Origin of the sequence: Proteus penneri (genome assembly GCF_022369495.1) — a bacterium.
Classification (GTDB): domain Bacteria; phylum Pseudomonadota; class Gammaproteobacteria; order Enterobacterales; family Enterobacteriaceae; genus Proteus; species Proteus penneri.
In genome coordinates this window covers 3,574,234-3,597,577 of the sequence record NZ_CP059690.1, presented here as the reverse complement: position 1 = coordinate 3,597,577, position 23,344 = coordinate 3,574,234, and the positions used below count along the sequence as shown (strand labels likewise).

Annotated in this window: 31 protein-coding genes; 8 read left to right on the top strand and 23 right to left on the bottom strand. The window is 39.3% G+C overall.

The window, feature by feature from the left end; all coding sequences use genetic code 11:
- Position 1 precedes the first annotated feature (1 nt).
- The 12 genes from H1225_RS16170 to H1225_RS16115 all read right to left on the bottom strand — a co-directional run bounded on the left by H1225_RS16170 (position 2) and on the right by H1225_RS16115 (position 6,674).
- A complete protein-coding gene (locus tag H1225_RS16170) occupies positions 2-340 on the bottom strand; it encodes a GPW/gp25 family protein (RefSeq protein WP_071233987.1) in 339 nt (112 codons plus the stop codon).
- Positions 337-963 (bottom strand): phage baseplate assembly protein V, encoded by a 627-nt coding sequence (locus tag H1225_RS16165; RefSeq protein ID WP_239739280.1) that lies wholly within the window; start codon positions 961-963, stop codon positions 337-339. Before H1225_RS16165 ends, H1225_RS16170 begins: the two co-directional genes overlap by 4 nt.
- Positions 964-1,028: 65 nt before the next feature.
- A complete protein-coding gene (locus tag H1225_RS16160) occupies positions 1,029-1,664 on the bottom strand; it encodes a phage virion morphogenesis protein (protein ID WP_088206915.1) in 636 nt (211 codons plus the stop codon).
- Positions 1,654-2,091, bottom strand: coding sequence for a phage tail protein (locus tag H1225_RS16155; RefSeq protein WP_239739278.1), 438 nt, complete (start codon positions 2,089-2,091; stop codon positions 1,654-1,656). Before H1225_RS16155 ends, H1225_RS16160 begins: the two co-directional genes overlap by 11 nt.
- Complete coding sequence (locus H1225_RS16150; RefSeq protein WP_239739277.1) at positions 2,066-2,569, bottom strand: lysis protein; 504 nt, start codon at positions 2,567-2,569, stop codon at positions 2,066-2,068. Before H1225_RS16150 ends, H1225_RS16155 begins: the two co-directional genes overlap by 26 nt.
- A complete protein-coding gene (locus H1225_RS16145) occupies positions 2,566-2,970 on the bottom strand; it encodes a M15 family metallopeptidase (RefSeq protein ID WP_129623521.1) in 405 nt (134 codons plus the stop codon). The genes H1225_RS16150 and H1225_RS16145 overlap by 4 nt, the downstream gene beginning before the upstream one ends.
- Positions 2,963-3,277 (bottom strand): phage holin family protein, encoded by a 315-nt coding sequence (locus H1225_RS16140; protein ID WP_239739275.1) that lies wholly within the window; start codon positions 3,275-3,277, stop codon positions 2,963-2,965. Before H1225_RS16140 ends, H1225_RS16145 begins: the two co-directional genes overlap by 8 nt.
- Positions 3,278-3,296: 19 nt before the next feature.
- Positions 3,297-3,503, bottom strand: coding sequence for a tail protein X (locus H1225_RS16135; RefSeq protein WP_012368195.1), 207 nt, complete (start codon positions 3,501-3,503; stop codon positions 3,297-3,299).
- The gene (locus tag H1225_RS16130) at positions 3,503-3,958 is read right to left on the bottom strand and encodes a head completion/stabilization protein (RefSeq protein WP_196572908.1); all 456 of its coding nucleotides are present in this window, start codon (positions 3,956-3,958) and stop codon (positions 3,503-3,505) included. The genes H1225_RS16135 and H1225_RS16130 overlap by 1 nt, the downstream gene beginning before the upstream one ends.
- 77 nt (positions 3,959-4,035) lie before the next feature.
- Positions 4,036-4,704, bottom strand: a complete 669-nt coding sequence (gene gpM / locus H1225_RS16125; RefSeq protein WP_012368197.1) for a phage terminase small subunit — start codon at positions 4,702-4,704, stop codon at positions 4,036-4,038.
- Positions 4,704-5,849, bottom strand: a complete 1,146-nt coding sequence (locus tag H1225_RS16120; RefSeq protein WP_239739274.1) for a phage major capsid protein, P2 family — start codon at positions 5,847-5,849, stop codon at positions 4,704-4,706. The genes gpM and H1225_RS16120 overlap by 1 nt, the downstream gene beginning before the upstream one ends.
- A 15-nt stretch (positions 5,850-5,864) precedes the next feature.
- Positions 5,865-6,674, bottom strand: coding sequence for a GPO family capsid scaffolding protein (locus H1225_RS16115; RefSeq protein ID WP_049256947.1), 810 nt, complete (start codon positions 6,672-6,674; stop codon positions 5,865-5,867).
- A 172-nt stretch (positions 6,675-6,846) separates the two neighbouring features.
- On the opposite strand from H1225_RS16115, the gene H1225_RS16110 reads away from it, so the two are divergent.
- Together H1225_RS16110 and H1225_RS16105 are read left to right on the top strand one after the other, a co-directional pair.
- The gene (locus tag H1225_RS16110; protein WP_012368200.1) at positions 6,847-8,601 is read left to right on the top strand and encodes a terminase ATPase subunit family protein; all 1,755 of its coding nucleotides are present in this window, start codon (positions 6,847-6,849) and stop codon (positions 8,599-8,601) included.
- Positions 8,601-9,629 carry a phage portal protein gene (locus tag H1225_RS16105; RefSeq protein WP_087726422.1) on the top strand — a complete coding sequence of 343 codons (1,029 nt, stop codon included), beginning with the start codon at positions 8,601-8,603 and terminating at the stop codon, positions 9,627-9,629. Before H1225_RS16110 ends, H1225_RS16105 begins: the two co-directional genes overlap by 1 nt.
- A 976-nt stretch (positions 9,630-10,605) precedes the next feature.
- Here the strand turns inward: H1225_RS16105 and H1225_RS16100 are convergent.
- The 10 genes from H1225_RS16100 to H1225_RS16055 form a co-directional block, all read right to left on the bottom strand.
- Entirely contained in the window at positions 10,606-11,289 is a 684-nt protein-coding gene (locus tag H1225_RS16100) for a terminase large subunit domain-containing protein (protein WP_239739273.1), read from the bottom strand.
- 206 nt (positions 11,290-11,495) lie between these two features.
- Positions 11,496-13,874: a replication endonuclease gene (locus H1225_RS16095; RefSeq protein ID WP_239739272.1), complete on the bottom strand. Its 2,379-nt coding sequence runs from the start codon at positions 13,872-13,874 to the stop codon at positions 11,496-11,498.
- Complete coding sequence (locus tag H1225_RS16090; protein WP_087726419.1) at positions 13,874-14,197, bottom strand: DUF5405 family protein; 324 nt, start codon at positions 14,195-14,197, stop codon at positions 13,874-13,876. Before H1225_RS16090 ends, H1225_RS16095 begins: the two co-directional genes overlap by 1 nt.
- Positions 14,197-15,024, bottom strand: a complete 828-nt coding sequence (locus H1225_RS16085) for a DNA adenine methylase (protein WP_239739271.1) — start codon at positions 15,022-15,024, stop codon at positions 14,197-14,199. The genes H1225_RS16090 and H1225_RS16085 overlap by 1 nt, the downstream gene beginning before the upstream one ends.
- Before the next feature lies 1 nt (position 15,025).
- Complete coding sequence (locus tag H1225_RS16080; RefSeq protein ID WP_124740832.1) at positions 15,026-15,247, bottom strand: TraR/DksA family transcriptional regulator; 222 nt, start codon at positions 15,245-15,247, stop codon at positions 15,026-15,028.
- Positions 15,240-15,446 carry a DUF2732 family protein gene (locus H1225_RS16075; RefSeq protein WP_232467360.1) on the bottom strand — a complete coding sequence of 69 codons (207 nt, stop codon included), beginning with the start codon at positions 15,444-15,446 and terminating at the stop codon, positions 15,240-15,242. The genes H1225_RS16080 and H1225_RS16075 overlap by 8 nt, the downstream gene beginning before the upstream one ends.
- 68 nt (positions 15,447-15,514) lie before the next feature.
- Positions 15,515-15,910, bottom strand: coding sequence for a DUF5347 family protein (locus H1225_RS16070; RefSeq protein WP_049220105.1), 396 nt, complete (start codon positions 15,908-15,910; stop codon positions 15,515-15,517).
- A gap of 8 nt (positions 15,911-15,918) precedes the next feature.
- Positions 15,919-16,068 (bottom strand): hypothetical protein, encoded by a 150-nt coding sequence (locus H1225_RS16065; RefSeq protein ID WP_157849310.1) that lies wholly within the window; start codon positions 16,066-16,068, stop codon positions 15,919-15,921.
- Positions 16,065-16,253: a hypothetical protein gene (locus tag H1225_RS16060; protein ID WP_049220106.1), complete on the bottom strand. Its 189-nt coding sequence runs from the start codon at positions 16,251-16,253 to the stop codon at positions 16,065-16,067. Before H1225_RS16060 ends, H1225_RS16065 begins: the two co-directional genes overlap by 4 nt.
- Position 16,254: 1 nt before the next feature.
- Complete coding sequence (locus H1225_RS16055; RefSeq protein ID WP_124740831.1) at positions 16,255-16,545, bottom strand: Cox family DNA-binding protein; 291 nt, start codon at positions 16,543-16,545, stop codon at positions 16,255-16,257.
- A gap of 104 nt (positions 16,546-16,649) precedes the next feature.
- On the opposite strand from H1225_RS16055, the gene H1225_RS16050 reads away from it, so the two are divergent.
- Both H1225_RS16050 and H1225_RS16045 read left to right on the top strand, forming a co-directional pair.
- Positions 16,650-16,955, top strand: coding sequence for a helix-turn-helix domain-containing protein (locus tag H1225_RS16050; protein WP_036908544.1), 306 nt, complete (start codon positions 16,650-16,652; stop codon positions 16,953-16,955).
- Between the two features lie 66 nt (positions 16,956-17,021).
- Complete coding sequence (locus H1225_RS16045) at positions 17,022-17,993, top strand: phage integrase (RefSeq protein WP_124740830.1); 972 nt, start codon at positions 17,022-17,024, stop codon at positions 17,991-17,993.
- Between the two features lie 255 nt (positions 17,994-18,248).
- Here H1225_RS16045 and cpxP read toward each other — a convergent pair whose 3' ends face one another.
- Positions 18,249-18,788, bottom strand: a complete 540-nt coding sequence (gene cpxP, locus H1225_RS16040) for a cell-envelope stress modulator CpxP (protein ID WP_109398939.1) — start codon at positions 18,786-18,788, stop codon at positions 18,249-18,251.
- A 197-nt stretch (positions 18,789-18,985) separates the two neighbouring features.
- Here cpxP and cpxR point away from each other — a divergent pair, with 197 nt between their 5' ends.
- From cpxR to H1225_RS16020, 4 genes are all read left to right on the top strand, one after another.
- Positions 18,986-19,684, top strand: a complete 699-nt coding sequence (gene cpxR / locus H1225_RS16035; RefSeq protein ID WP_006534175.1) for an envelope stress response regulator transcription factor CpxR — start codon at positions 18,986-18,988, stop codon at positions 19,682-19,684.
- A gap of 12 nt (positions 19,685-19,696) precedes the next feature.
- Entirely contained in the window at positions 19,697-21,088 is a 1,392-nt protein-coding gene (gene cpxA, locus H1225_RS16030; protein ID WP_161669406.1) for an envelope stress sensor histidine kinase CpxA, read from the top strand.
- A 344-nt stretch (positions 21,089-21,432) separates the two neighbouring features.
- The gene (locus H1225_RS16025; RefSeq protein WP_161727306.1) at positions 21,433-21,828 is read left to right on the top strand and encodes an FAD synthase family protein; all 396 of its coding nucleotides are present in this window, start codon (positions 21,433-21,435) and stop codon (positions 21,826-21,828) included.
- On the top strand, positions 21,825-23,339 hold the full coding sequence (locus tag H1225_RS16020; RefSeq protein WP_239739269.1) for a lipopolysaccharide biosynthesis protein: 1,515 nt from the start codon (positions 21,825-21,827) through the stop codon (positions 23,337-23,339). Before H1225_RS16025 ends, H1225_RS16020 begins: the two co-directional genes overlap by 4 nt.
- The last annotated feature ends 5 nt before the right edge of the window (positions 23,340-23,344 follow it).

Here is a 23,344-nt window from a genome sequence, read left to right as displayed (position 1 = left end):
GTTATGTCACCGGTAGAGAGAAATTAATCGGTTGTTGGTTATGGGCGTAATAGCCGGTGATATCGACAATCACCTGTTCGTGTTGGCTATGAATATCAATGGCCGTCATCACAATACGTGGCTCCCAACGATAAACTGCGGTGTAACACGCTGACATTAATTGCAATCGCATCTTGGCGTTAACTGGGCCATCAATTAAATCGGCAAGCAAACTGCCATATTCACGGCGCATCAATCGGCTACCAATGGGGGTGTTAAAAATATCTTTGACCGATTGGCGAACGTGCTCAATATCGGTAATACGTTCACCGGTTTGTGCATTCATACCGAGATAGTTCATTGCGGTTTCCCCGTATTACCATCACCAGTACGCACGCCACCGTGGGTATGGGTTGAAACCACCACGCCATTAGAGGACATTTTCCCACCAACATGGGTAATATCACCGGTCATGGTGCCGCCTTTTTGCACCGTCAGTGATCCCGTGGTTAAGTTGTTGGTACAAATAACGGTAGGGGTATCTAAGGTGATTTTGCTTGTCGCGACACACGTAATGTCAGGTGACGTGACTTTGACCGACTCGCTGGCTTCAATCACGGCGGTTTTAATTCCCGTGACTATTAGCGCCCCTGTTGCCGGCTCATATTCAATTACTGCCCCGTCTTTATACTCATGACGATGCGCGGTTAATGAGGTTGACGGCTCTGAAAAATCATCACTAAATATCGCCGGCAACACAAACGAGGTAGTTAAATCGCCACCGATTGATAGCAATAACACTTGTTCGCCAACATTGGGCGCCCACCATGAGCGCGAGTTACCAGCACGTGCAGTAAGCCACGGGCGCCAGTCGGTTTCATTGTCGCCCGTTTTAACTCGACAGCCTTTTTCCGCACTGACATCAATCACAACGCCAGTGCGGATCAAGTTTTGTATTTTTCGGATAAGTTCTGCGATATTCATACCCGCAATGTGCAACGGGAAATAAAAAAACGCACGGGGTTGGGATTGTTTCAAAGACAGGACAATTAACGAGAAAGAAATTCCAGTAACTGATTTTCGATATGTTTAATATCTGTCGGTGAAAAGCCTAATAGCTTTCGTTCAGGGTATTGAATTTCTAATGACTTACCCCGCACACGCTCTTTTAAACCGTAATGATGCACGGCAGCAATGCCCGCCACTTGCGGAGCAAAAGAAAGCGTGACACCTTTATCATTGGCCGACATACGCAAATAGCGGGCGGTGGCTAAACGCTTAAACATGCGAGTCTGTTTATTGGGCTTTGCGGTGCTAATTTTGTCTTTTTTTACTTCAATAAAACGCAGAATATCGCGCTTATAAAAACTACGTTCGGCTTTCTTTTCCAAATCGTAACCGGTGATCACCTCACCTTTTTTTGTTTTGCGTAATCGCCAGTTTTTTAAACTACGTGGTTGCCCTTTCCAGACAAATTTCATTCCTCGCAACACGGTAACCGTTGATGCTTTACGTTTGGTGAATGCCGTTCCATCGGGATTTTTTTGCGCACGGATACGTTGTAAATTGCTTTTGCGTAAATCACGGGCAATTTCACGGGCTAATTTTTTACGTTCATTGGGTGACGCTTTTGCCAACATAGCGGCTAATGCTTGGGTTAACGGGCTGAAATCATCAGCGTTCATGAGCCACACTCTCCCAACTTTCAAACGGATCAGCCGGCTCTTCAATGGCACCAACAACCAATTTATCCGCTTGCACATTAACGAGGACACGCTCAGTCAACTTTAAATCAATGCTAATACTGGCGGTCTGGTTGCTATCAATAAAGGCATCAAAGGTAAAATGATTTTGGCGTTTATCGGGATTAAGGAAAATATCAGGCTGATGTTGTTCAATCCAACCAATGATCACCGCCATTAACACATCTTGGTCACCGGGATAATCATCAATAATAATATTGAGATTGTATTGATACTCATAAGATTGACTACGGGCACCGCTTGCCACAATCGCCCCGCCGTCAATAAAGGTGTAGAGCCTATCGGGGTTATCCCCTAAATAGGCCACCTTTTTAATTAAGGTATCACGTAGGTTTGCAGGCTTTTTCATGGTTTAACTTATTGATGTATTGTAATAATTGATTTGTATAATCAATCAAATATTCCGTTTGCGCCTTATTCTCCGCCATCATTTCGAGGAGACGTAAATAATCTTGTTGAGCTGTTTCGGTAAGTCGTGCGGAGGTTGCATTACCCATGCCGGCGGTGGCGGTGGTGTGATTATCGGGGTTGGGGCAATCGGCTTTGATGTACACCCGTTTAGTATTATTGCGCAACTCATCATTAAGCCGGCTAATATCATTTTTTGCATCGGTTAACGCCTTTGTGTGTTGTTTATCCAATTCTGATAAGCGGGCAAGTTCTTCCTGATAATGTTCAATGGTGTCTTGATGACTGATAACACTTTTCTTAAGGGCGAGATTATCACCCTTAAGCTGGCTATTCTCAGTGAGCAAAGCATCAAACTTAAATATCAGTAGCAAGCCCATCACACCCGCCACAATAATAAGCAGTACGTTCCTTTTCATCGTGGGATCTCGATATGAGGATAATCAGGAAAGCGGGTTTCAACGGGTAAACTGGGATCACTTTTCCAGTTTTTACCAAAACGTAATGTTACCCCTTCTTCATCTGCCGCTTTCTTAAATGCCATTAAAACCGGCTCAAAAAAATGCGGGTACCATTCCATTCCTGGTTTAATCGCAGAAGGCAAAATATCAATGGCATCGCCTGTTAAATGACGGCTGTCTAATGTTTTTGAAACGCCTTTTTTCACATTTTCTTTTTGCTTTTTAAGTGTGCGAACACCTTCAATCACTGCAAAGTCCGCCGTAGAAATGTCTAACGCACGATAAGCAATTTTCACTAATAGCGGATTAACGCCACTAAGATTATTTTTACTGCGCTGACTGAATGAAAATTTACTCACCTGATGCCTTCCTTAAGAATTGTTTTTCTAATGCACTCACCAATGCAGCGCCAGACCAGCCCGCCATACCGGCAAAGCTACCAGCTATCTCTATTTGCCATTGAAAATAACTTGCTCCCAACAGGACAAACATACCCGCAAACATGGAAACAATAATTTGTGCAATTAAAATCCCAAAGCGGAACGGTTCGCCTTTTAACACCTTATTGGCATAACTGGCGATACTGCCAAAGAGCGCCATTAAGCTAACTAATAACGCTGTCAGCCAATTAATATTACTTGGATCTTTATAGGGCATTTTCTTCATACCTTCCCCCTTAAAGGGGTTAATCCCAAAGTTGTAAAATCGGTGTGGTGCTGTGTTGTTGAGGCGTATCCGGTAACTCAATCGCGGTGCCAGTGGGTAATATTGCCCCTAATTCAACCAGCCCCGGATTGGCTTCTAATACTTGTTCAATCATGCCGGATGACTGACCAAAGTAACGCCAACAAATATCATCTACGGTGTCCCCTTGCTGGGTATAAATCCGCATTAGATAAGCTCCACCGTGTTATGGGTTTCCCCTTTGATACGTTGTAACGCCCACTTGCCATCACGCCACACTTCATCAATAGCCGGCGTCATGGTATCGGCTTTTTTATTACCTTGTGCGGTAGTATCAATATCGCGATAACGCTCGATTAAACTGGCTTTTGCAAAACAGAACACCGCACGCTGATATAAAATCATCAGTTCACTTTCACCATTAATCTGTTCAGCGGGCACCTCTTTTAATGTTTTCGCAGCTTGACCAATACGCCACTGATACAATTCGCGATTCACTTCAATCATGGCGTTCAATAACGTGCTTTTCAGCCGTTCCGGTGTCACAGTGCCATCGACGCGAGTTTGCAATTGAAAATCACGAGTTTGAATATCAGGGAAAAAGCCATTATTTTTAATGGTTTCGTCTTTTTGTGGTACAGGGTTAGCAGAAATATAATCCATAAGAAAACCTTAAAATAGGTGGGCGGTGGACGAAAGAAAGCAAATTGCTTTTTCCGTGCCGCCCTGACGTGGTGTCACTATGCTTTTTCAGCGTCACGCTGGGCTTTAAGCACTTTATCGAGTTGTTTTAATTCGGTTTTCACACCGATATTCATGTTTAACTCTAAAGCTCGACTTAATACGCAGTAGCTTTCTTGTGGGCGATTATTATCGCGTAGCACTAACCCTAAGATTTTGTAGAGTTTTGCCCTCACTTCATCAGGCATATCTTCATCATCGGTCAAGGCACGTGTACGCTCTAATGTTGCCAATGAAACCGGTGATTTCACGGCATACGCTCGCATGGCAGAATCGGCGATTTCTTCGGCAATCACGGTGCCCGTGGTGCGGTTAACTCCGGGGATCACTAAACGGTTAGCTAATGCGTAAACGGCAATATCTAACGCCCCCTCATAATCCCCCGCATCAATTTTCCACAGCAAAATCGTCATTAAGACATCATCTTGCACACCGCTACCACCGGACAATGCCCCATCAACCCACGGCTGATAATTGGCTAATATCTTGCGCTTATAAGCTTCTTTGCGTTCGCGTGACTGAAAATGTTTTAGCTCTTTTTTATCTGTCGCAAGACGTAACAGCATCATGTGATAGCCCTGTGTATTGCGGCTAACATGCCCACCCAATTGGCTGGACTGTTGCGCGCTAAGGCTCATGCGGTGTTTTTCCCACGGAGATAATGCCATTATTTCGCCTTTTTATTTTCAGTTGGTGTTTCTTCTGTTACTGCTTTGTCGTCTTTGACGACTTCATTTTCAGAAGCTCCCCCCTCTTTTTTTGTTTCTGGCTGTGTCTCTTTTACATCTTCAAAAACAATATTTTCGACCAGCGCCACACCGCGAAAATCTTCAACCACAAAATCTTCATTGACGGACTCGTAGTTTTCGATGCGATCGCGTTTTGGGTTATCTAACACTTGACGACGACGAGAATCCGCAAGGAAATAAATCGACAAGTTATCAAGGCGAGTGATAAAAAACGTATTGTCAGGGAAGAACGGCGCACGTACAGCCGGCAAACCGCCGATACGTTTCTGGCTGATAATGGTATCTGCCGCCAGTTTTTCACTGTTATCTTGGTCTTTATTAACCAGTGGAAAATATTTATCTGCTAATAATTTACGGCCACAAATCACAACAAGACCGGTATCGTCCTGATATTCAGGATCAATCGCCGTATCGACCGTATCTTGCACTAATGCGTCAAGATTTTGATAAGCTTGCCCTTTACCGACCAGAATAGGCTGCGCTGTGGTTGCACCGTCTTTCGTTTCACTGCCCATCACATGCTCTGGCGCACGCTCGCGTACTTTTTGTAACCAGCCTGAATTCACATCTTGCAGTAAGGGGTATTTTGTCCGATCAGAATTATCGGCGCGGTGCGTACCATTAAAACCAATCATAATGCGGTCTAATGCCTGACGGCGGATAATCGCATCGCGGATACGGGTTTGAAAGTCGGTAAACTTCGCCCACATATCAATTTTCGCGTAATCAAGGTGGGTGTCGTAATTGGTTTTCTGGCAATGATAGCTATTTTTGGTCAGCTTAATCGGATCACTTGTTTCGCGCTCTTTTGCTGTTGTATCGGTAGTGCCTGCGATAGTTGACCCGATACCTAAACCGATGGCCTCACCCACTTGCTCATCAACGGGCACGATATTAACGTGTGTTAAAAATTCTGCTGACTGCTGAATATTGGTTTCCAGCGTTTGCGCGGCAGACGGTTCAATTTGAACCTTTGTATCACTAAACTCTTGGGCGCTAACACCGTAAATTTTACCGAGTTGCGTGAGGTACGCATTAAATTTAAAACGAGTTTCTTTTTTCATGGTCTGTTCACTACCTTAGCAATCCGTCAGCACTTCGCTATTATTTTCGCCACCCGTGGCCGGCGGACGATGTGAGAACGAGGCGTCTGTATTTTCAAATTGGTTTTTTAATTCCGTGAGTTGTTGCGTAAGTGCTTTTACCGCTTCGCTTTGGTCGGCGTTTTTTAATGCGGTAATTTCTGCAGAAAGGGTTTGTACTTCTTGGGCGCACAGCTCCACCGCCTGATGCACATCGGTAAATCGCGCATCATCACTGTGTTGTTTTTTAGAAAACATCTCTTTAATAATGCTAAAAAGCCCCGGCTTCTCGCTCTGCGGGTTTTCATCAATAAATTCAAAGTGATTTTCTTCTGCAGCAGTAAAAACGTTATCTTTGCTTTGTTTGCGCTCTGAAAGCGGGCTACTTTGTGCATTAGCACTAAATTGCAGCATTTCAGTGCCTAAACTCGCGGGGTTATCGGTGACCGCCAGCCCGACTAAATACGCTTCGCCGGTATCTGAAAAACTCGGGTCAATTTCAACAGAGGTATAAACTTTTTGACGTTTTTTATTGAGTTCAATTAAATCAGGCGTCGGATTGATCACACCATACAGTGCCAACTTACCCGCCAGTGCCCCTTCTTTAATTTCCTCGGTATACACCGACTCCACATCACCAAAGCGTGGTGCCCATGAATAGTTATAGTGATCGATATTGACTCGCGCACCATAAACCGTGGGATCAAAGTTTTTCGCGATTTGGGTTAACCATTCGCGATCAACTCGACGCCCGTCCGTTGTCGCCCCTTCAACACAAAGACGAACCGGTTTTGATTTCTTCGACATGCACTACTCCAGACTGCATTCGTTTATTCGTTGGTCTGTATGTTGTCGGTTAAAAGGGGCGTTAAACAATGGATAGGGTTTGTCTGAGATATGGCACAACAGGAATAAAGCGAATCGGTGATCAGCGGTCAATAGACTAGCCGTAACTTAAGCAAGAAATCGTGATTGTGCAATGACTATTACAGAAACATTTGATAACCGAAAAAAAGCAATGCACCTGTATTTTGCCGGTTACCGCATTGCTCGCATAGCGGAATCGCTAGGCGAAAAGGCGTCCACTATTCACAGTTGGAAACGCCGCGATAATTGGGATGAAATCAGCCCTACCGAACGCGCAGAGTTAACCGTTGAGGCGCGTTATTGCAATCTAATTTTAAAAGAGAGCAAAGAAGGCAAAGATTTTAAAGAAATCGACTTGTTAGGGCGTCAACTCGAACGCATGGCGCGGATCAGAAAATATCAAAACGGCGGTAATGAAACGGACCTTAATCCTAAAATTGCTAACCGCAACAAAGGCGAACGCCGTCAGCCAGAGAAAAACTTCTTTTCAGAAGAACAAATTGAAAAACTGGAAGATATCTTTCGCAATACGTTGTTTGAATATCAAAAGGTGTGGTATCGCGCCGGTCATCACCGTATCCGCAATATTTTAAAATCCCGTCAAATCGGCGCAACATTCTACTTTGCGCGAGAAGCCTTTATTGATGCCCTGACCACCGGACGTAATCAGGTTTTCCTCTCCGCCAGTAAAGCGCAAGCCTATATGTTCCGTGAATACATTATCAAAATGGCATTGGAGGTTGATGTTGAATTAAAAGGCGACCCATTGATGTTAAGCAACGGTGCAACGCTCTATTTCCTTGGCACTAATGCACGCACAGCACAAAGTTATCACGGTAATTTATATCTGGATGAAACCTTTTGGATCCCGAAATTTCAGGAGTTACGCAAAGTGACTTCGGGTATGGCGATACAAAAACATTGGCGACAAACCTACTTTTCAACACCGTCAACCATGAGCCATGAAGCGTACCCCTTTTGGTCAGGCAAGCTGTATAACCGCGGGCGCAAAAAAGAAGACAGAGTTGATATTGATATCTCACATGAAGCCTTAGTCAATGGACGTTTATGTGAAGATGGGCAATGGCGACAAATCGTCAATATTGAAGATGCACTACGAGGCGGTTGTGATTTATTCGATTTAGAGCAACTCAAAAAAGAGTATAGCCCGGACGAATATAACAACCTGTTAATGTGTCACTTTATGGATGATATCGAATCCCTATTCAACTTTAACATGATGCAAAACTGCATGGTGGACAGTTGGGAAGTGTGGGACGACATTCAACCGTTAGCGCTGCGCCCTTATGGTTATGATCCGGTTTGGGTAGGTTACGACCCCAGCAAAGGCGGTGAAAATGGTGATAGTGCCGGTTGTGTGGTTATCGCGCCGCCGAAAGTACCCGGAGGAAAATTCCGCATATTAGAACGCCATCAATGGCGTGGTATGGATTTTCGCGCACAAGCTGACGCCATTAAAAAAATCACCGAACGTTTCTATGTGGAATATATGGGTATTGATACCACCGGCTTAGGGCATGGGGTTTATCAGAATGTTATCCAGTTTTTCCCTGCTGCGCGTGAGTTTATTTATAACCCGAATGTCAAAAATGCCTTAGTCATTAAAGCCTATGACGTGATTAGTCACGGACGCTTAGAGTTCGATGCGCAGTGCGTTGATATCATTCAATCCTTTACATCCATTCGTCGTACCACCACAGGAAGCGGTAACCGCCCAACCTATGAGGCCTCGCGCAGTGAAGAAAGCGGACACGCTGACCTTGCATGGGCAACGATGCATGCCCTTTTCAACGAACCATTAACCGGCACCACCGAGAACAGTAATAATATTGTGGAGATTTATTAATGAGCCGTAAAAATAAAAAGCGTTTTAAAGCACAACAAACGGCAACCGCCAATAACAGCATGGAAGCCTTTACCTTTGGTGATCCCGTTCCGGTGTTAGATAAACGAGAAATTTTTGATTATCTGGAATGTGCGCAAATTGATAATTGGTATGAGCCACCGATTAGCTTTGATGGATTATCAAAACTGTTTCGTGCGGCGACGCATCATAGCAGTGCAATTTATGTCAAACGTAATATTTTAGTCAGCACATTTCAGCCTAACCGTTTTCTCTCTAAGTTAGACTTTAGCCGGTTTGCGCTCGACTTCTTAACCTTTGGCAATGCCTACCTTGAACGGCGTAATAATATGGTGGGGAACTTATTAAAACTCACCCCCGTTCTCGCCAAATATACCCGCCGTGGTGTTGCTGATGATAGCTATTGGTTTGTGCGCTATGGCTATGACTCAAAGCCGTATGAATTTAAGCCCGGTAGTGTATTTCAGTTATACGAACCCGATTTAAATCAAGAGCTATACGGGTTACCAGAATATCTGGCCTCCACGATGTCAGTGCTACTGAATGAAGCAGCAACCTTGTTTCGTGTTAAATATTATCGCAACGGAAGCCATGCCGGATTTATTTTATACGTCAGTGACGCCTCACAAAACCAAAGTGATATTGATAAAATTCGTAACGCAATGCAAAACTCAAAAGGCCCCGGCAATTTCCGCAACCTGTTTATCCACGCACCGAACGGCAAGAAAGACGGCGTGCAAGTTATTCCATTAAGTGAGATTGCAGCAAAAGATGAATTTCTCAATATCAAGAATGTCAGCCGTGACGATATGTTAGCGGCGCACCGTGTACCGCCTCAAATGATGGGGATCATTCCACAGAATACCGGTGGCTTTGGTGATGTTGAAAAAGCAGCAAAGGTTTTCTTTCGTAATGAGTTGGCGCCACTACAAAGCAAGATATTACAAATTAATGATTGGTTAGGTGAAGAAGTGATTAAGTTTGATAAGTACACGCTAGATGATGAGTAACATCACCACACAAAGAACAATACCGCCGACACTGGCGGTATTTTTTTACCTGCAAGGTATGAATGTCGGTCTGACTAATAATAATAGTGACCCGATTCTATTATACCCTTTACCCCCTGATAAGGCGAATCCGCCTAATTTTCACCCTCTCAAACCTGTATTAAATGCGCCTACAATCCATTTTAAGCGCACGTAATTTATTTGATACCTAGATAACTTTATCTTGTTTTAATTGCTCTACGCGCTGGAAATTTGCGAGGAATAATGTTTTTAAACCCATCAAAACGCAATCGTGACCCCGCCACGCCCGCGCACTAAATCGACCTCTTTTTATGCACTTGCATGAGTGCCACAAAAGCCCGTGATATCTGGCGCCTTCGAACAACTTTGATCCTTTTTTGATCTTGCGGATTTATTCCGCTTATTGCAGAAACACGCACCTCAAAAAGGTAAAGCGCAAATATTACTTTTTTTCATCGTTTTTTTCAAAAATATCAATTTTTACCCTACTTTTTACCGGTTTTTAACTTTTCTTTATAAATAAATATATGGGCAACATATTAACCTGCTTAGTGGATTGTCCCTCTCAGCTAGGTAATTATTCACAAGGATGTAAATAATGAATATTAAACAAATTTTAAAGAAGATTAAATTCTCCTTACTTATTATTAAAATTTTTATAATTCACTTTCCATTATCTATTTCAATATCAATTTTTATTATCATCAATTTAATTCACTGCTTGGTCAGCCCGCAAGGTTTTTACAAGAAGCTTAAACAAATGTTAAATATTAAAATAGCATGGAGAAAAATAAGATTAAAATTAAATAAAGCAAAGCGATACTTATCAAAATTTACAAATTGGTTTTACTAATATAATTATCAAATGGGGTAATGGTTAAATTACCCCTTTTGTTTTATCGCGCATTATTATCTTTACTACTAACCGCATTTCTAAAGGAGCAATTGCTTTATCTTAATAATTCCCATTGAATTGACACAATATCATTTCATTAAAATAATCATCACCCCTATCATTTCTTATATTTTCCATATTTAAAAAGTTATAACACCCCATATTAATAGATGGAACAACATCCCAATACGTTTCCTCATTAAAAATTTTATAATGTTTAAAATAATCATTATCAACAATATGGCCATTATCTAACTTGGAACGACTTGAATAAAAAGTTCTTCTCCATTTTTTATTTAAACTCACTGATTTAACTAGACTTATAATATAAGAAGGGTCTTGAAACCAACTCCATTCTGAAACATAAATGTCACCAATGATATCAACCCATGACTTAAGACTCTCAGGTAAAAAATACAATACTGCGCCGTTATCTAATTCTATTTTTGTTACAGGATTATTGCTTTCTATGCCTAAAAAACATTTAACAATCTCCATTTCATTAGAGATAAATTCATCATCTGGCTCACAAACATGGCTTATATATACTTTATTTCTTCCTGTTAGACAGGCATCTAACAAACCCTCTAGAGCAAAGAAATAACTGCTACCTATTTGACGTCCTTTATGTAAATATCTATTTCTCTCAAACCTGTGGTTATACCAACGTGTTTGCCATGGATATAAGTTACCTAACTTGTTATATAAACTTATCAATAAATCAGTTGTTACCTTGACTTTCATTTTATCTCTCCTCACTCATACCAATAAATTTGCTATATTTCTCTGAAATAAAAAAATATGGCGCAATAAAAACATAAAGAGGCCATAACATTGAATAATCTATCGCTTCACCCAAACTATATTTATCGTGATAACTCTTTTTAGATTTAATAGTCCTGTATATAAAAAGAGTTACCGATACCAATAAATAAAACAAAATTAAATATTTAATCATTTATTCCTCTCAATTTATTAACCTTAGCCATTACCCTATCTCGTGTATTTGAGATATTCTTTTGCTTTACTTTTTCAAAATTAACTTTTTCACTATTCGCCGATGAAATTTGAACCTTCCCGTTTTCAAACCAAATCACCTCATCGCCATAACTCAGGCGCATACCGTTCATCACCATTGACCACATTGTATCTGGTGGTAAATCCAATCCCATTTTTTCGGCAAAAGCTTTAAATTCAGGTATCAAACGTTCCTGATTTTCACTTAATGACACCGTTGAAATTATTCGCTGACTCTTTTTATGCTCTAAAACCTCGCCAAATGATTTCTCCCAATCGCTATATTGTGAATGAAGGTCGAAATATTCAGGCTCAGAAATCCCCCATACGGGCGATTTTAAGCCCCTATCGTGTGGGTTTTTAATATCGGGTGAACTGCCCGATCCACAGTTATTGACAGGACTCCGAGGCGCGCTGATCGCGCTTTTTAAAGTCAAAACCCGACCCGTTTCTGACTTACGCTTATGCTCAATTGCCTCAATATCCTGCTTAGATTTACGAACTAAACGATACTGACGCTCACGCGTTTTTACTAAATCACCGCTTTTCAATGGTGAACATAGCCCAATAACGCGCATCACTTCTTCATCATAAGAATTCGGCTCATCGGCAACAGTACGAGCGACTAATAACGTTTGTAGGTTACGCTTAACGTTAGGGCCTCCTTGGTGCTCGATATAAGCGGCGAAATCTCCTGCATCGGCAGACGCTCTTACTTTTTCCGCTATATCACCCAATTTATCAGCGATACTCACACCACGAATACGACGACACTCACGCCACACACCTTTAGACGGCAAGCCAAACATGTGAAATTGAGGAATACGCCAAGTAGACGCCCACGCAGTAACGGCTGATGCAACCTCGGTTAATAATTCTCCCGATTCGTCATCAACTTCGCCCTCTAATGCATAACCGTCGATATTTTTTGAGATATATTTAGCGAGATAACCCGTAGCACCGCCTTTATTTAAATGCTTTGCTTCAAAACGATGTTTCTTTGCGCCCCGTTCTTCGCCGTCTTCTTCAAGGGCATACTTACGCATGATCTCAATCGCTGATGCACGTTGAGATTTATCCAGAAACATCATCATATGCCAATGGGGTGTAGCGTCATGATGAGGTTCAACAACTCTGATCCCGTAAACGTTAATATCGTTATCTTTAAAAGCAGTGCGAATTTTCGCCCATACCCTCACTAAATAACGTTGACCGTCTTTCGGAGTGTATGCGCTGTTATTCCATTTCTCGTTAATGAGAACTTTTTTCTTTTTCTCATCTTTAGAAACATTAATTTGCTTGGTGGGATGGTATTTTGAAGGGGTGGTTAACGTAATAAATAAACCAATATCACCTCTTTCTTCGGCAACTTTTTGAATACCTGCGGCTTGCGCCATTAATTCCATACGGCGAATTTTAGGGTTAGCGATACTCGCTAATACTTTTTCCATTAAATCGAAGCGATCACCCGATTCAACGTCTTGAATATCCATCATTTCAAGATAATTCATATTCGCTAAACGTTGCGATCTGACTTCACGAACTGCATTTTTACTGGCGTAAGGTGTCTTATCTGAATTCACATCACCAAAGGCAATATGCAAAGACTCACGCCAACGTTGGCGATGAGCTTTTAACTTTTTCAGCCACCAATTTTCATCTGTTAACCGGTTTAATCCGGACAACGCATTTTCTGGTGTTAGTTTTCCTTTTTGAGCTTTTCCCCAAAACAACGGTGTTACATGTAAATAGGTAATTAACTCTCCTAATTGATGATAAATAGGGTTAATCACTTTTAGGTTAAGTAACACCTCACGATCACCGTTATTTTCAGCAATTGCCTGATCAGCCAATTCATCGAATAAGTTGTCACACGCGTTTGCAAATGACTTCGCCATATGACGCAATATTTTGTCATGCGCATCTGGCAAACGATTAAAGAACATGGCTTGATCAAAATCTCTATCTAACAAAAATTGACGTTTATCTTTCGCTAAACCATAGCGCGCATTAACGGCTTGCAAACGCTGATAAACGCTTTTATGGAACTTAAAGACCAGCCAGTTATGAACTTCTTTCGGCGTTTTCTCTTTTTTAAGATGTTCGATGTACTTAAATAAGCGAGATTTAAGAAAGCGAGGCAGTTTTTCAATATCGAATAAAATCGCTTGCCCCTGAGCCAATTGCTCACGGGTAAGCGGTCTTTCATAAACAACTGGCTCATGCTGTTTCCCATTCCACCAATATGTCCATTGCATATCAGCAGGATAGGAAACAGGAGGCTGAGAAAAATCAATCAGACGGCTAGCCATTACCGCACACCGCCTAAATGCTTCGGATCAATAATTTCAATGGCTGTTTCGCACAGTTTAGCAACGTGAGTCATTACGTCTATCAATTCAGAGATAGATTTAATTTCAGCACTAATAACACGACTCACATGTGCACCAACAACGCCAGCCGTCACATTTACCGCAGAGTCATACCACGCAATCACTTCACGGCGCACACGACCATCAATCACAGTGACTTCAATTAATCCAAATTGTTTTTTCCAATAAACGATAGCAAAACGAGTGCCGGTAATATGCACCCCATTTTTTGGATCTTGAATATCGACATAGCCCTGTTCCATCAGCACACCTCCGGCAAAACGGCGATAATCTCTTTTGCTGATTGGCGGTTTCCATTTGCAGAAATAGAACGAGGCGCATCAATCTCGTGAATAATAAAACCGAGATCGACATACAGCTCTTTGGCGTGAATGGAATTAGAGACAGTAATCGGGTTACCTTGTGATTGATTTAATGCCTTTAATGCTTGAGCTAACTCAATTTGATGAGCGTGAGTAAAATCCGCGTGATGATATTTAGTAAAACTACCTTCATCTCCCATATATGGAGGATCACAATAAACACCATCACCGAAATCAACGAGTGACAAAGTATCTTGCCATTCTAAACAAGCGATAATGGCATTAGTGGCTTTCTCAGCAAATTGTCTGATTTCCTCCTCTGGAAAATAAACACGGGCATATGTTCCGAATGGCACATTAAATTCACCCGAATTGTTATATCGACATAATCCATTAAAGCAATGACGATTTAAATATAAAAACCGAGCAGATTGTATATATTGATCACACTCGTTTTTATCTAATATCTTAATTGAATTAAATAACTTTCTAATAGCAATGTAATCATTTTTATGATTGTTTTCTTCCCACGCATAGAACTCTTTACGCGCCATTATTTCAGTATGTTCTACGACATTACGATATAAACTAATTAAATCCTGATTGACATCTACAATTAAATATTCGTTATATTCTGTATTCATCATCACAGCACAAGAACCGGCGAAAGGCTCAACTAAGCGCTTTGCTTTTGGCAAATGTGGAATTAATTTATCCATGATACGGACTTTTGACCCCGCCCATTTCAGAATGGTTTTATTCGCCATTTCACACACTCCGATAATGCTTAGATTTCAGCTCGTACACTGTTTGGCAATCTGCACAGCGGGTGCATCCCATTACTGCAATACGGCGCTTTTCTGGGATTTCACGACCGCAATCTTCACATTCAAACGCTGATACACCGACGTAACGCCCTGTTACTGCTTTTATTTGTTTATCAAGCAATAACTGTGATTGTTCAGAGGCTAAATCCATTTCTTTAGACATAATTCCATTCCTGCGCTTGATGTTCGATATTCTCGATTTCCCCTTCCACTAACTGAACGATTTCAGGGCGTTCCATTTGTTCGCTTGTTATTTTTGATATCAATGAATGCAAACGAACTGCATAAAAAACCGCCCGAGATTTTCTTTCATCTTCTCGAACGGCATTAATTAAATCGGTTACATCACTTTCTTTAGACATAATCAGACCTCTGATAATCAGATATAAAAAGTCCTGACAAATAAATGTCATTTATTTTTTAGGTGTAATTAAATAGGCATTGCTAATTTATTTGGGATTAATGCGCTCAATACTTTTATTTGATGAAGTGCATTAATGATTTTTATTTTATCTTTCCTCTTTAATAATAAATAATCTATTCCGTTCTTTTCTTTTTCTATCTCAGCAAGGTAATAAATCATCTGATATATACGATTATTTTCATTTCTTAAATAATCAAGAAACTCACCAATCAAAATATCATCACTATTTTTATTTAACTTACTTAATAAATCAGCCCTAACTTCGGCTGTTTTATTCATACCACTGACGCGCTCATCAAATGAAAGACCATCATTGCGATAATGCTTTACCACTTTAGACTGATAAAAATCATCATTGCCTTGTAGTTGCTCTCTTGCTTGAATAAGCTCCGCAGCATTCATAACAACACCTAGATAGAAACTTTCACAAGAAACGAAACAATAACAATGGCACATAAAGCCAGTGTTACTCTATCCGCTTTTGAATACTTTTTACTTTTATTAGTAAAAGATTCACTGCTTAATTTATATTTATTTCTTTGCTTAATTAATTGGTTCATTGAATGTCACCTTTTAATAAGTCGATATAGTGAGTTGCTTCTGCCATTGCATCAAACTTACCGAATGACTGATCATCTAACCAAACATGATAACGAGTTATCGGTGTTACTGCTTTTCTTGGCAGTTTAATAATGGTGAAACCTCGATACATAAAACTATGCTCTGTAATTTGTTTCACCTGCATCTTATAGCCCTACCCATAAAAGCCATGCATCACGTAACTCTTTTGGCCTATTTTCAAATGCATCTCGCATAGCACGATTGAATTCTGGGATATAAACCCAATTCTCACCACGAGTTTTGGTATTTCCTTTGTTATCTGGATTTTGCCAAGGAATAAGCGGTAATTTATTGTTATCAACCATGTTTTTAACTGCGGTTGGAGTTTTCCCAATTAGCTCCGCAAACTTTTGATAAGGCACGGCATCAATTGGGTAATAGACCTGCATATAACTTTCTGCGTTCTTCTCACTCATATGTCATAATCCTTTTCTTGAATGCTTATAAATGCTTCTTTTTGCATCTTTAGGCTTTTAATAGTTAGACACATGTGACCAACTAAAGAGGATATTAGACACATATGACCAACACGTCAAGACTTGGAGATAAAATTCGCTTAATACGTGAAGCGGAAGGACTTAACAGAAAAGAGCTATCAGAATTGTTAGGTATCTCTTATGGAACTCTCAATAACTATGAAACTAAAGGAATTCAGCTTACGGAGTCATCAATAGTCAAATTTACTAATCATCCTAGATTTGAAAAATACACTTTATGGCTTCTAACAGGAAAGACTAACGAATCCATTGGGCAAATTAGTCCGTCTCTCTCCCCTGATGGAGCAGATTCAACAACATTACCCCAATCAGAGAAGAAAACTGGCTAGACCTACATTTAGATTTTATTGATTGGATAGATAGCCAATCAATTTGCCACATCGGAGGGCTTTAATATGCCTATTAAAAAAACCGATGATGGCCGTTATTTAGTGGATATAAGACCTCTTGGACGACAAGGATATCGAATCAGGAAAGTCTTTAACAAAAAAGCAGAAGCTATTGCATTTGAAAGATACACAATGGCTAATGCGAATATTTCCGATACAAAAAAAGATCGCCGGACATTAAGCGAATTATTAGATTTATGGTGGTTATATCATGGCGCTAACCTTAAAAATGGTGAGATTGAAAAACGCCAATTAAACAAGACTATTGCTTCCCTAAAAAATCCAGCAATAAACCGCCTAAATAAAAAAGTATTGCTTGAACACAGAACAGAGAGGCTTAGCAATTCCGTTAGTGCATCAACAATCAATCGTGACATGTACCGCTTATCCGGTATGTTAACTGTTCTGAAAAAATTTGAGTTATTCAACGGTGACAATCCAATTAAGGGATTACCACCATTAAAAGAAAAAGAGCCAGAAATGACTTTTTTATCTCGAGAGGAAATACGTCAGTTATTAAATGTATTAGATGGAGATGAAAAACGAGTAGCACTACTTTGCTTAAGTACAGGCGCGAGGTGGAGCGAAGCGGCTAATTTAAAAGGCAAGCAAGTCATGCATGGACGAGTTACCTTTTTAAAAACCAAAAATGGTAAACAGCGAACTGTTCCAATCTCAGAGGAGCTGGAGAAACTCCTAAGAAGTGAAACATCTGGTGCTTTATTTAAAGTTGATTATGAATCTTTCAGAACGAAACTAAAGGCGGTAAAAAGCGATCTACCGAGAGGACAAGCAACTCATGTATTAAGGCATACATTTGCTAGTCATTTTATGATGAATGGGGGGAATATTGTTGCACTACAACAAATATTAGGTCATGCAAGCATAAACCAAACAATGGCATATGCTCATTTAGCGCCTGATTATTTGCAATTCGCCATTTCACTAAACCCACTAAAAGGTAAAGTGGAAATTTAGCATTTATAAACCTTTAAAAGTGTCCACAAAGTGTCCACACTTGAGATAAATTTAGATGCTTTTAGAGACTTACCGTTAGATCTCATAAATCATTATCTATTTGTTTTATAAGGATTTAAAATATAATAGATAAAAAAAAGCCCCTCTCCAGAGGGGCTGCAAAAGACAGGGATGGTGTCTATGGCAAGGAAAAAACTTCGTTGTTGCTACTTACTCTCTAACTAGGTACTACTTTACTACACTCTTACTTCATTACTAATTCTGTTGACTTTGTTGGTCAAAATACGACATTCGCTGTTGGTAATTCTTTTCCAATTGCGCTTTCTGTTCTGGGGTTAACAACTGATACATTTGGTTATGGACTTTTGCCATTTCTACATGGCGCTCTATTGCTTGTTTATCCATATCTTGCATCTGTGCTCTGACTGCTGCTTCGTCAAACTTTTCAGCAGTAACTAATTTATGCATATTCTCATGATATTGACGGAAATTTCCGTTATATCTATCTTGATGATGCTGGCGCATTAAATCGCGCATTTGAGTACGTTGTTGCTCAGTTAATGTGATACCGTTAAACATACGTGACTCGCCATAATTGCGATCCATCATATGTCCTCGTTGTCCGCGGTGACCTCTATAATCACGGTCGCCATGCATTCCATAGCCATAACCGCAGTGGTAGTTACCATTATACTGTTGCTCAGTAGGCGGATTAGTATTTGCGGTTTCAGCTAATACCATCGTCGGAGCTGCCAAAAACATTGATGCTAGTGCAACTACTGCTACTTTACGCATTGCTTCACTCCTAATTCGGTAAATTAATACCGACCTAATTAATACGACTCAATGTGTATAATTCATATGTGTAATTCTTTGCTATGTGGATTACTATACCGTTACGGCTGCAAACTAGCGTCAGAGCGTGTAAAAGAACGTAAAGTCATAGATTCGCGCTATTTATTATCGTATTTTTCTCTTGGAGGAATTGACGAATGCATAAAATCTTATTAGTGGATGACGATCGCGAATTAACATCGCTATTGAAAGAACTGCTTGAAATGGAAGGCTTTAATGTTGTAATCGCCTCTGATGGCGAACAAGCACTTAAACTTTTGGATGCGTCTGTCGACTTGTTATTACTGGATATCATGATGCCACGTAAAAACGGGATTGAGACACTCAAAGAGTTACGCCAAAATTTCCAGACCCCAGTCATTATGTTAACGGCAAGAGGCAGTGATCTTGACCGAGTTCTTGGCTTAGAGCTAGGTGCTGATGATTATTTACCAAAACCTTTTAATGATAGAGAGCTAGTTGCGCGTATCAGAGCTATTTTGCGTCGTTCAAACTGGAGCGAACAAAAACAGACTGATAGCACGACATCTCCAACATTACAGGTTGATAAATTACAACTTAACCCTGGCCGACAAGAAGCAAGTTTTGATAATGAACCGCTAGAGTTAACAGGAACTGAGTTTACTTTGCTTTATTTACTTGCTCAGCATTTAGGACAAGTGGTATCACGCGAACATCTAAGTCAAGAAGTCCTTGGCAAGCGCTTAACACCGTTTGATAGAGCGATTGATATGCATATTTCTAATTTACGCCGTAAATTACCAGAAAGAACAGATGGACAACCTTGGTTTAAAACGTTACGTGGCCGCGGTTATCTGATGGTTTCAATAACTTGATAAATATTCTTTATGATAAATAGTCTGTCAGCGCGCATTTTCGCAATATTCTGGCTGACGCTAGCATTAGTTCTCGTGCTAGTTATGATGGTTCCAAAGCTGGACTCGCGCCAGCTTACCCCTCTTTTAGAGAGTGAATACCGTCAAGGCGTTATGCTAGAACAACATATCGAAGCTGAATTAGCTCAAGATCCGGCTAACGATCTCCTTTGGTGGCGTCGATTAATTCGAGCCATTGATAAATGGGCTCCCCCTGGCCAACGTTTAATTATTGTCACGAGTGAAGGCCGGATTATCGGTGCTCAACGTAATGAGATGCAAGTTGTCAGAAACTTTATTGGTCAATCTGATAACGCCGATCACCCCAAAAAGAAAAAATATGGTCGCTCTGAGATGCTAGGGCCTTTTTCTGTAAGGGATGGTGAAGATCATTACCAACTTTATCTCGTGCGCCCTTCAAGTAGCCCTCAATCTGACTTTATCAACTTATTATTTGATAAACCATTGTTGTTACTCATATTCACCATGCTTATCAGCACACCATTATTAGTATGGCTTTCTTGGAGCTTAGCAAAACCCGCAAGACAGCTTAAAAATGCCGCTGACGATGTGGCTAAAGGTAACCTACGCCCTCACCCTGAACTAGAAACTGGCCCTCAAGAGTTTTTAGCCGCAGGCACGAGTTTTAATCAGATGATAAGTGCTCTTGAACGTATGGTAGAGGCGCAACAACGTCTGATCTCTGATATTTCTCATGAACTACGTACCCCATTAACACGCTTACAATTAGCCAGTGCATTGTTACGTCGTCGTAGTGGAGAGAGCAAGGAGCTAGAGCGTATTGAAACTGAGACTCAACGCCTTGATGGTATGATTAATGACTTACTAGTACTTTCCCGTAATCAGTATAAAAACGAGTTATTACGCGAAACGGTAAAAGCCAACGAATTGTGGGATGACATTTTAGATAACGCTAAATTTGAGGCCGAACAAAGTAATAAGACACTGCAAGTCACAACACCTCCAGGAGCCTGGCCTATTTACTGCAATCCATATTCTCTGGCGAGTGCATTTGAGAATATAGTCCGTAATGCTCTGCGTTATTCAAATTCTCGCATTGAAGTCGCGTTTACTGAACAAAACCAAGGTATCACCATTATTGTTGATGATGATGGCCCTGGCGTTAGCCCTGAAGATAGAGAGCATATCTTCCGACCATTCTATCGCACTGACGAAGCTAGAGATCGTGAATCCGGTGGTACTGGCTTAGGATTAGCGATTGTTGAAACTGCCATCAGCCAACACAGAGGCCATGTTAAAGCCGATGACAGTCCATTAGGTGGGTTGAGGGTTGAGATTTGGTTGCCGAGAGCGGGTGCAAGTAACAAATCGCCAACGGCTTAATAGAGTAATTAAACTGTTGTATCAAAATATCCTGCCATCTATTGAAGAATAGGTGGCATATTCTTTTTGTTCGCATTTATTGATGCAATTCAGAATGATCTGGCTGAATCGATCGCTATTCCGATATTTATATATCTACAATCAATGCTAAAATACCCAGCTATTACTTGACCGTCTGGTTTGAAGAGTCTACTCTCAGTGCGGATTTTCGCATATTGTTAAAGTATGCTTATATAATAAAACTCTTATATTACATATAGATAGGGGTTTTTCGAGATAAATTTTGGCGCTCTGGGGGCCGTAAACCCAGTGCGGTAGCTATGACTAATAAAGAGAATTTAAAAATGAAACGTGTTATTACGTTTGGTACATTTGATGTATTTCATGTAGGTCATGTAAATATCTTGGAAAGAGCCGCTGCATTAGGTGACTATTTAATTGTTGGAATTTCCTCAGATCAATTAAATTTTAGCAAAAAACAAAGATATCCTATTTACAGTCAGCATGATAGAACTAAAATAATATCATCACTAAAGTATGTAAATGAAGTCTTTTTAGAAGAATCATTAGAACTAAAACTTGAATACATTAAAAAATATAAAGCTGATGTTTTAGTTATGGGTGATGACTGGGAAGGAAGATTCGACTGGGTAAAAACTGATTGTGAAGTTATTTATTTACCAAGAACACCCTCAATATCTACCACTGAAATTATTGAAGTTGTTAGAAGTATAAAATGAGACAACAAAAATCACTAAAAAATATAAAAACTGATTTTATCATTACACTATTAATAGTTTTTATAACCTTTTTTAGTAGAAAAATAATTATTGATAATATGGGAGCTGATTTAACAGGGCTAATATTACTATTTAATCAATTATTAAGCATGTTAAATATAGCCGAGTTAGGTATAGGAACAGCGACAGCAAGTCTACTATATAAACCTTTAAAAGAAAAAAATAATTACGAATTAGAACAAATATTATCAAGCGCCAAATATATTTATAATATAATTTTTGTTGTTGTTATAGCTTTAGGAATAATCAGTGGTATAATTGTCTACTTCAATATTGAGGGCGTAAACAGCATACCGAACTCATATTTTTACTGGCTTTTATTAGTATTTTCAACATCGATAAGTTATAAATATTCTTATATAATAATATTTTTCACTGCAAATCAAGAGTATTATCTTATTAGAAAAGTTCAAGGGATATATAAAATAGTAATACTATCATTACAAATGATAGTCATATATTTTTTACATAGTTACTTATTTTATATACTAATAGAATTATGTTTTAATTTACTACAATTAGTACATTTTAATAGATTAAAAATCAAAAAACATCCAGAATTACAAATCTTGACCAAAAAAGGTTATTATTATCAAGATGTAAAAAGAAAAATTAAAAATTCATTTTTTCATAAGATAGCATCGATTGTTGTATTTAATTCAGATTATATTGTAATCTCAAAATTATTATCTCTATCCATTGTCACAATATATGCATCATATATGATGATTCATCAGGCCATCACCCTTTTTATAAACGTACTAGGTAATTCAATTACTCCTAGTGTGGGTGACTTTATTGTATCAAAAAATAAAGATGATATTTTTAATTTACTTAAAGAAATATTTTTTATATTTTATTTTCTAGCACTGATAATATCTATAGTAACATACTATATGATAGATGGTTTTATCCACATATGGATTGGTAATAGCTATATTATAGAGCAAAACATACTAATTATATTTATTGCAAACTTATTTATATCAATATCTAGAATATCTATTGATGTATTTAAAAATGCAAAAGGAATTTTTGAAGATGTATTTAATCCTATTTTAGAAGCTGTTATTAATTTAGCATTTTCAATTATCCTAACAATTTATTATGGATTGATAGGAATATTAATTGGCACACTGATATCTAATATATTAATTATATGTTTGAGCAAACCAATATATACTATAAAAAAAATACTAGGCAATAATTATGTAATAAAATTCTATATGTTTATTTTCAAACTTATATTATTAACTGTATTACCAATTACATTTATTATTAACATAATTACAAAAGAAAACTATCCATTTATTACTGAATGGATAGTTAACTTTTCCTATTGCTTATTTATAACTTTATTATTTACTATAATTTTTCTTTCCATTGAGCCTACCACTAGAAAAGTAATTAATAGATTTTTAAAAATAACATTAAAATACAAAAACACTTAATACCT

Excerpts from the sequence above, each read along its gene's own strand:
- H1225_RS16170 (WP_071233987.1), bottom strand. The coding sequence starts at position 340 with ATGAACTATCTCGGTATGAATGCACAAACCGGTGAACGTATTACCGAT.
- H1225_RS16165 (WP_239739280.1), bottom strand. The coding sequence starts at position 963 with ATGAATATCGCAGAACTTATCCGAAAAATACAAAACTTGATCCGCACT.
- H1225_RS16160 (WP_088206915.1), bottom strand. The coding sequence starts at position 1,664 with ATGAACGCTGATGATTTCAGCCCGTTAACCCAAGCATTAGCCGCTATG.
- H1225_RS16155 (WP_239739278.1), bottom strand. The coding sequence starts at position 2,091 with ATGAAAAAGCCTGCAAACCTACGTGATACCTTAATTAAAAAGGTGGCC.
- H1225_RS16150 (WP_239739277.1), bottom strand. The coding sequence starts at position 2,569 with ATGAAAAGGAACGTACTGCTTATTATTGTGGCGGGTGTGATGGGCTTG.
- H1225_RS16140 (WP_239739275.1), bottom strand. The coding sequence starts at position 3,277 with ATGAAGAAAATGCCCTATAAAGATCCAAGTAATATTAATTGGCTGACA.
- H1225_RS16135 (WP_012368195.1), bottom strand. The coding sequence starts at position 3,503 with ATGCGGATTTATACCCAGCAAGGGGACACCGTAGATGATATTTGTTGG.
- H1225_RS16130 (WP_196572908.1), bottom strand. The coding sequence starts at position 3,958 with ATGGATTATATTTCTGCTAACCCTGTACCACAAAAAGACGAAACCATT.
- gpM (WP_012368197.1), bottom strand. The coding sequence starts at position 4,704 with ATGGCATTATCTCCGTGGGAAAAACACCGCATGAGCCTTAGCGCGCAA.
- H1225_RS16120 (WP_239739274.1), bottom strand. The coding sequence starts at position 5,849 with ATGAAAAAAGAAACTCGTTTTAAATTTAATGCGTACCTCACGCAACTC.
- H1225_RS16115 (WP_049256947.1), bottom strand. The coding sequence starts at position 6,674 with ATGTCGAAGAAATCAAAACCGGTTCGTCTTTGTGTTGAAGGGGCGACA.
- H1225_RS16110 (WP_012368200.1), top strand. The coding sequence starts at position 6,847 with ATGACTATTACAGAAACATTTGATAACCGAAAAAAAGCAATGCACCTG.
- H1225_RS16105 (WP_087726422.1), top strand. The coding sequence starts at position 8,601 with ATGAGCCGTAAAAATAAAAAGCGTTTTAAAGCACAACAAACGGCAACC.
- H1225_RS16100 (WP_239739273.1), bottom strand. The coding sequence starts at position 11,289 with ATGAAAGTCAAGGTAACAACTGATTTATTGATAAGTTTATATAACAAG.
- H1225_RS16095 (WP_239739272.1), bottom strand. The coding sequence starts at position 13,874 with ATGGCTAGCCGTCTGATTGATTTTTCTCAGCCTCCTGTTTCCTATCCT.
- H1225_RS16090 (WP_087726419.1), bottom strand. The coding sequence starts at position 14,197 with ATGGAACAGGGCTATGTCGATATTCAAGATCCAAAAAATGGGGTGCAT.
- H1225_RS16085 (WP_239739271.1), bottom strand. The coding sequence starts at position 15,024 with ATGGCGAATAAAACCATTCTGAAATGGGCGGGGTCAAAAGTCCGTATC.
- H1225_RS16080 (WP_124740832.1), bottom strand. The coding sequence starts at position 15,247 with ATGTCTAAAGAAATGGATTTAGCCTCTGAACAATCACAGTTATTGCTT.
- H1225_RS16075 (WP_232467360.1), bottom strand. The coding sequence starts at position 15,446 with ATGTCTAAAGAAAGTGATGTAACCGATTTAATTAATGCCGTTCGAGAA.
- H1225_RS16070 (WP_049220105.1), bottom strand. The coding sequence starts at position 15,910 with ATGAATGCTGCGGAGCTTATTCAAGCAAGAGAGCAACTACAAGGCAAT.
- H1225_RS16065 (WP_157849310.1), bottom strand. The coding sequence starts at position 16,068 with ATGAACCAATTAATTAAGCAAAGAAATAAATATAAATTAAGCAGTGAA.
- H1225_RS16060 (WP_049220106.1), bottom strand. The coding sequence starts at position 16,253 with ATGCAGGTGAAACAAATTACAGAGCATAGTTTTATGTATCGAGGTTTC.
- H1225_RS16055 (WP_124740831.1), bottom strand. The coding sequence starts at position 16,545 with ATGAGTGAGAAGAACGCAGAAAGTTATATGCAGGTCTATTACCCAATT.
- H1225_RS16050 (WP_036908544.1), top strand. The coding sequence starts at position 16,650 with ATGACCAACACGTCAAGACTTGGAGATAAAATTCGCTTAATACGTGAA.
- H1225_RS16045 (WP_124740830.1), top strand. The coding sequence starts at position 17,022 with ATGCCTATTAAAAAAACCGATGATGGCCGTTATTTAGTGGATATAAGA.
- cpxP (WP_109398939.1), bottom strand. The coding sequence starts at position 18,788 with ATGCGTAAAGTAGCAGTAGTTGCACTAGCATCAATGTTTTTGGCAGCT.
- cpxR (WP_006534175.1), top strand. The coding sequence starts at position 18,986 with ATGCATAAAATCTTATTAGTGGATGACGATCGCGAATTAACATCGCTA.
- cpxA (WP_161669406.1), top strand. The coding sequence starts at position 19,697 with ATGATAAATAGTCTGTCAGCGCGCATTTTCGCAATATTCTGGCTGACG.
- H1225_RS16025 (WP_161727306.1), top strand. The coding sequence starts at position 21,433 with ATGAAACGTGTTATTACGTTTGGTACATTTGATGTATTTCATGTAGGT.
- H1225_RS16020 (WP_239739269.1), top strand. The coding sequence starts at position 21,825 with ATGAGACAACAAAAATCACTAAAAAATATAAAAACTGATTTTATCATT.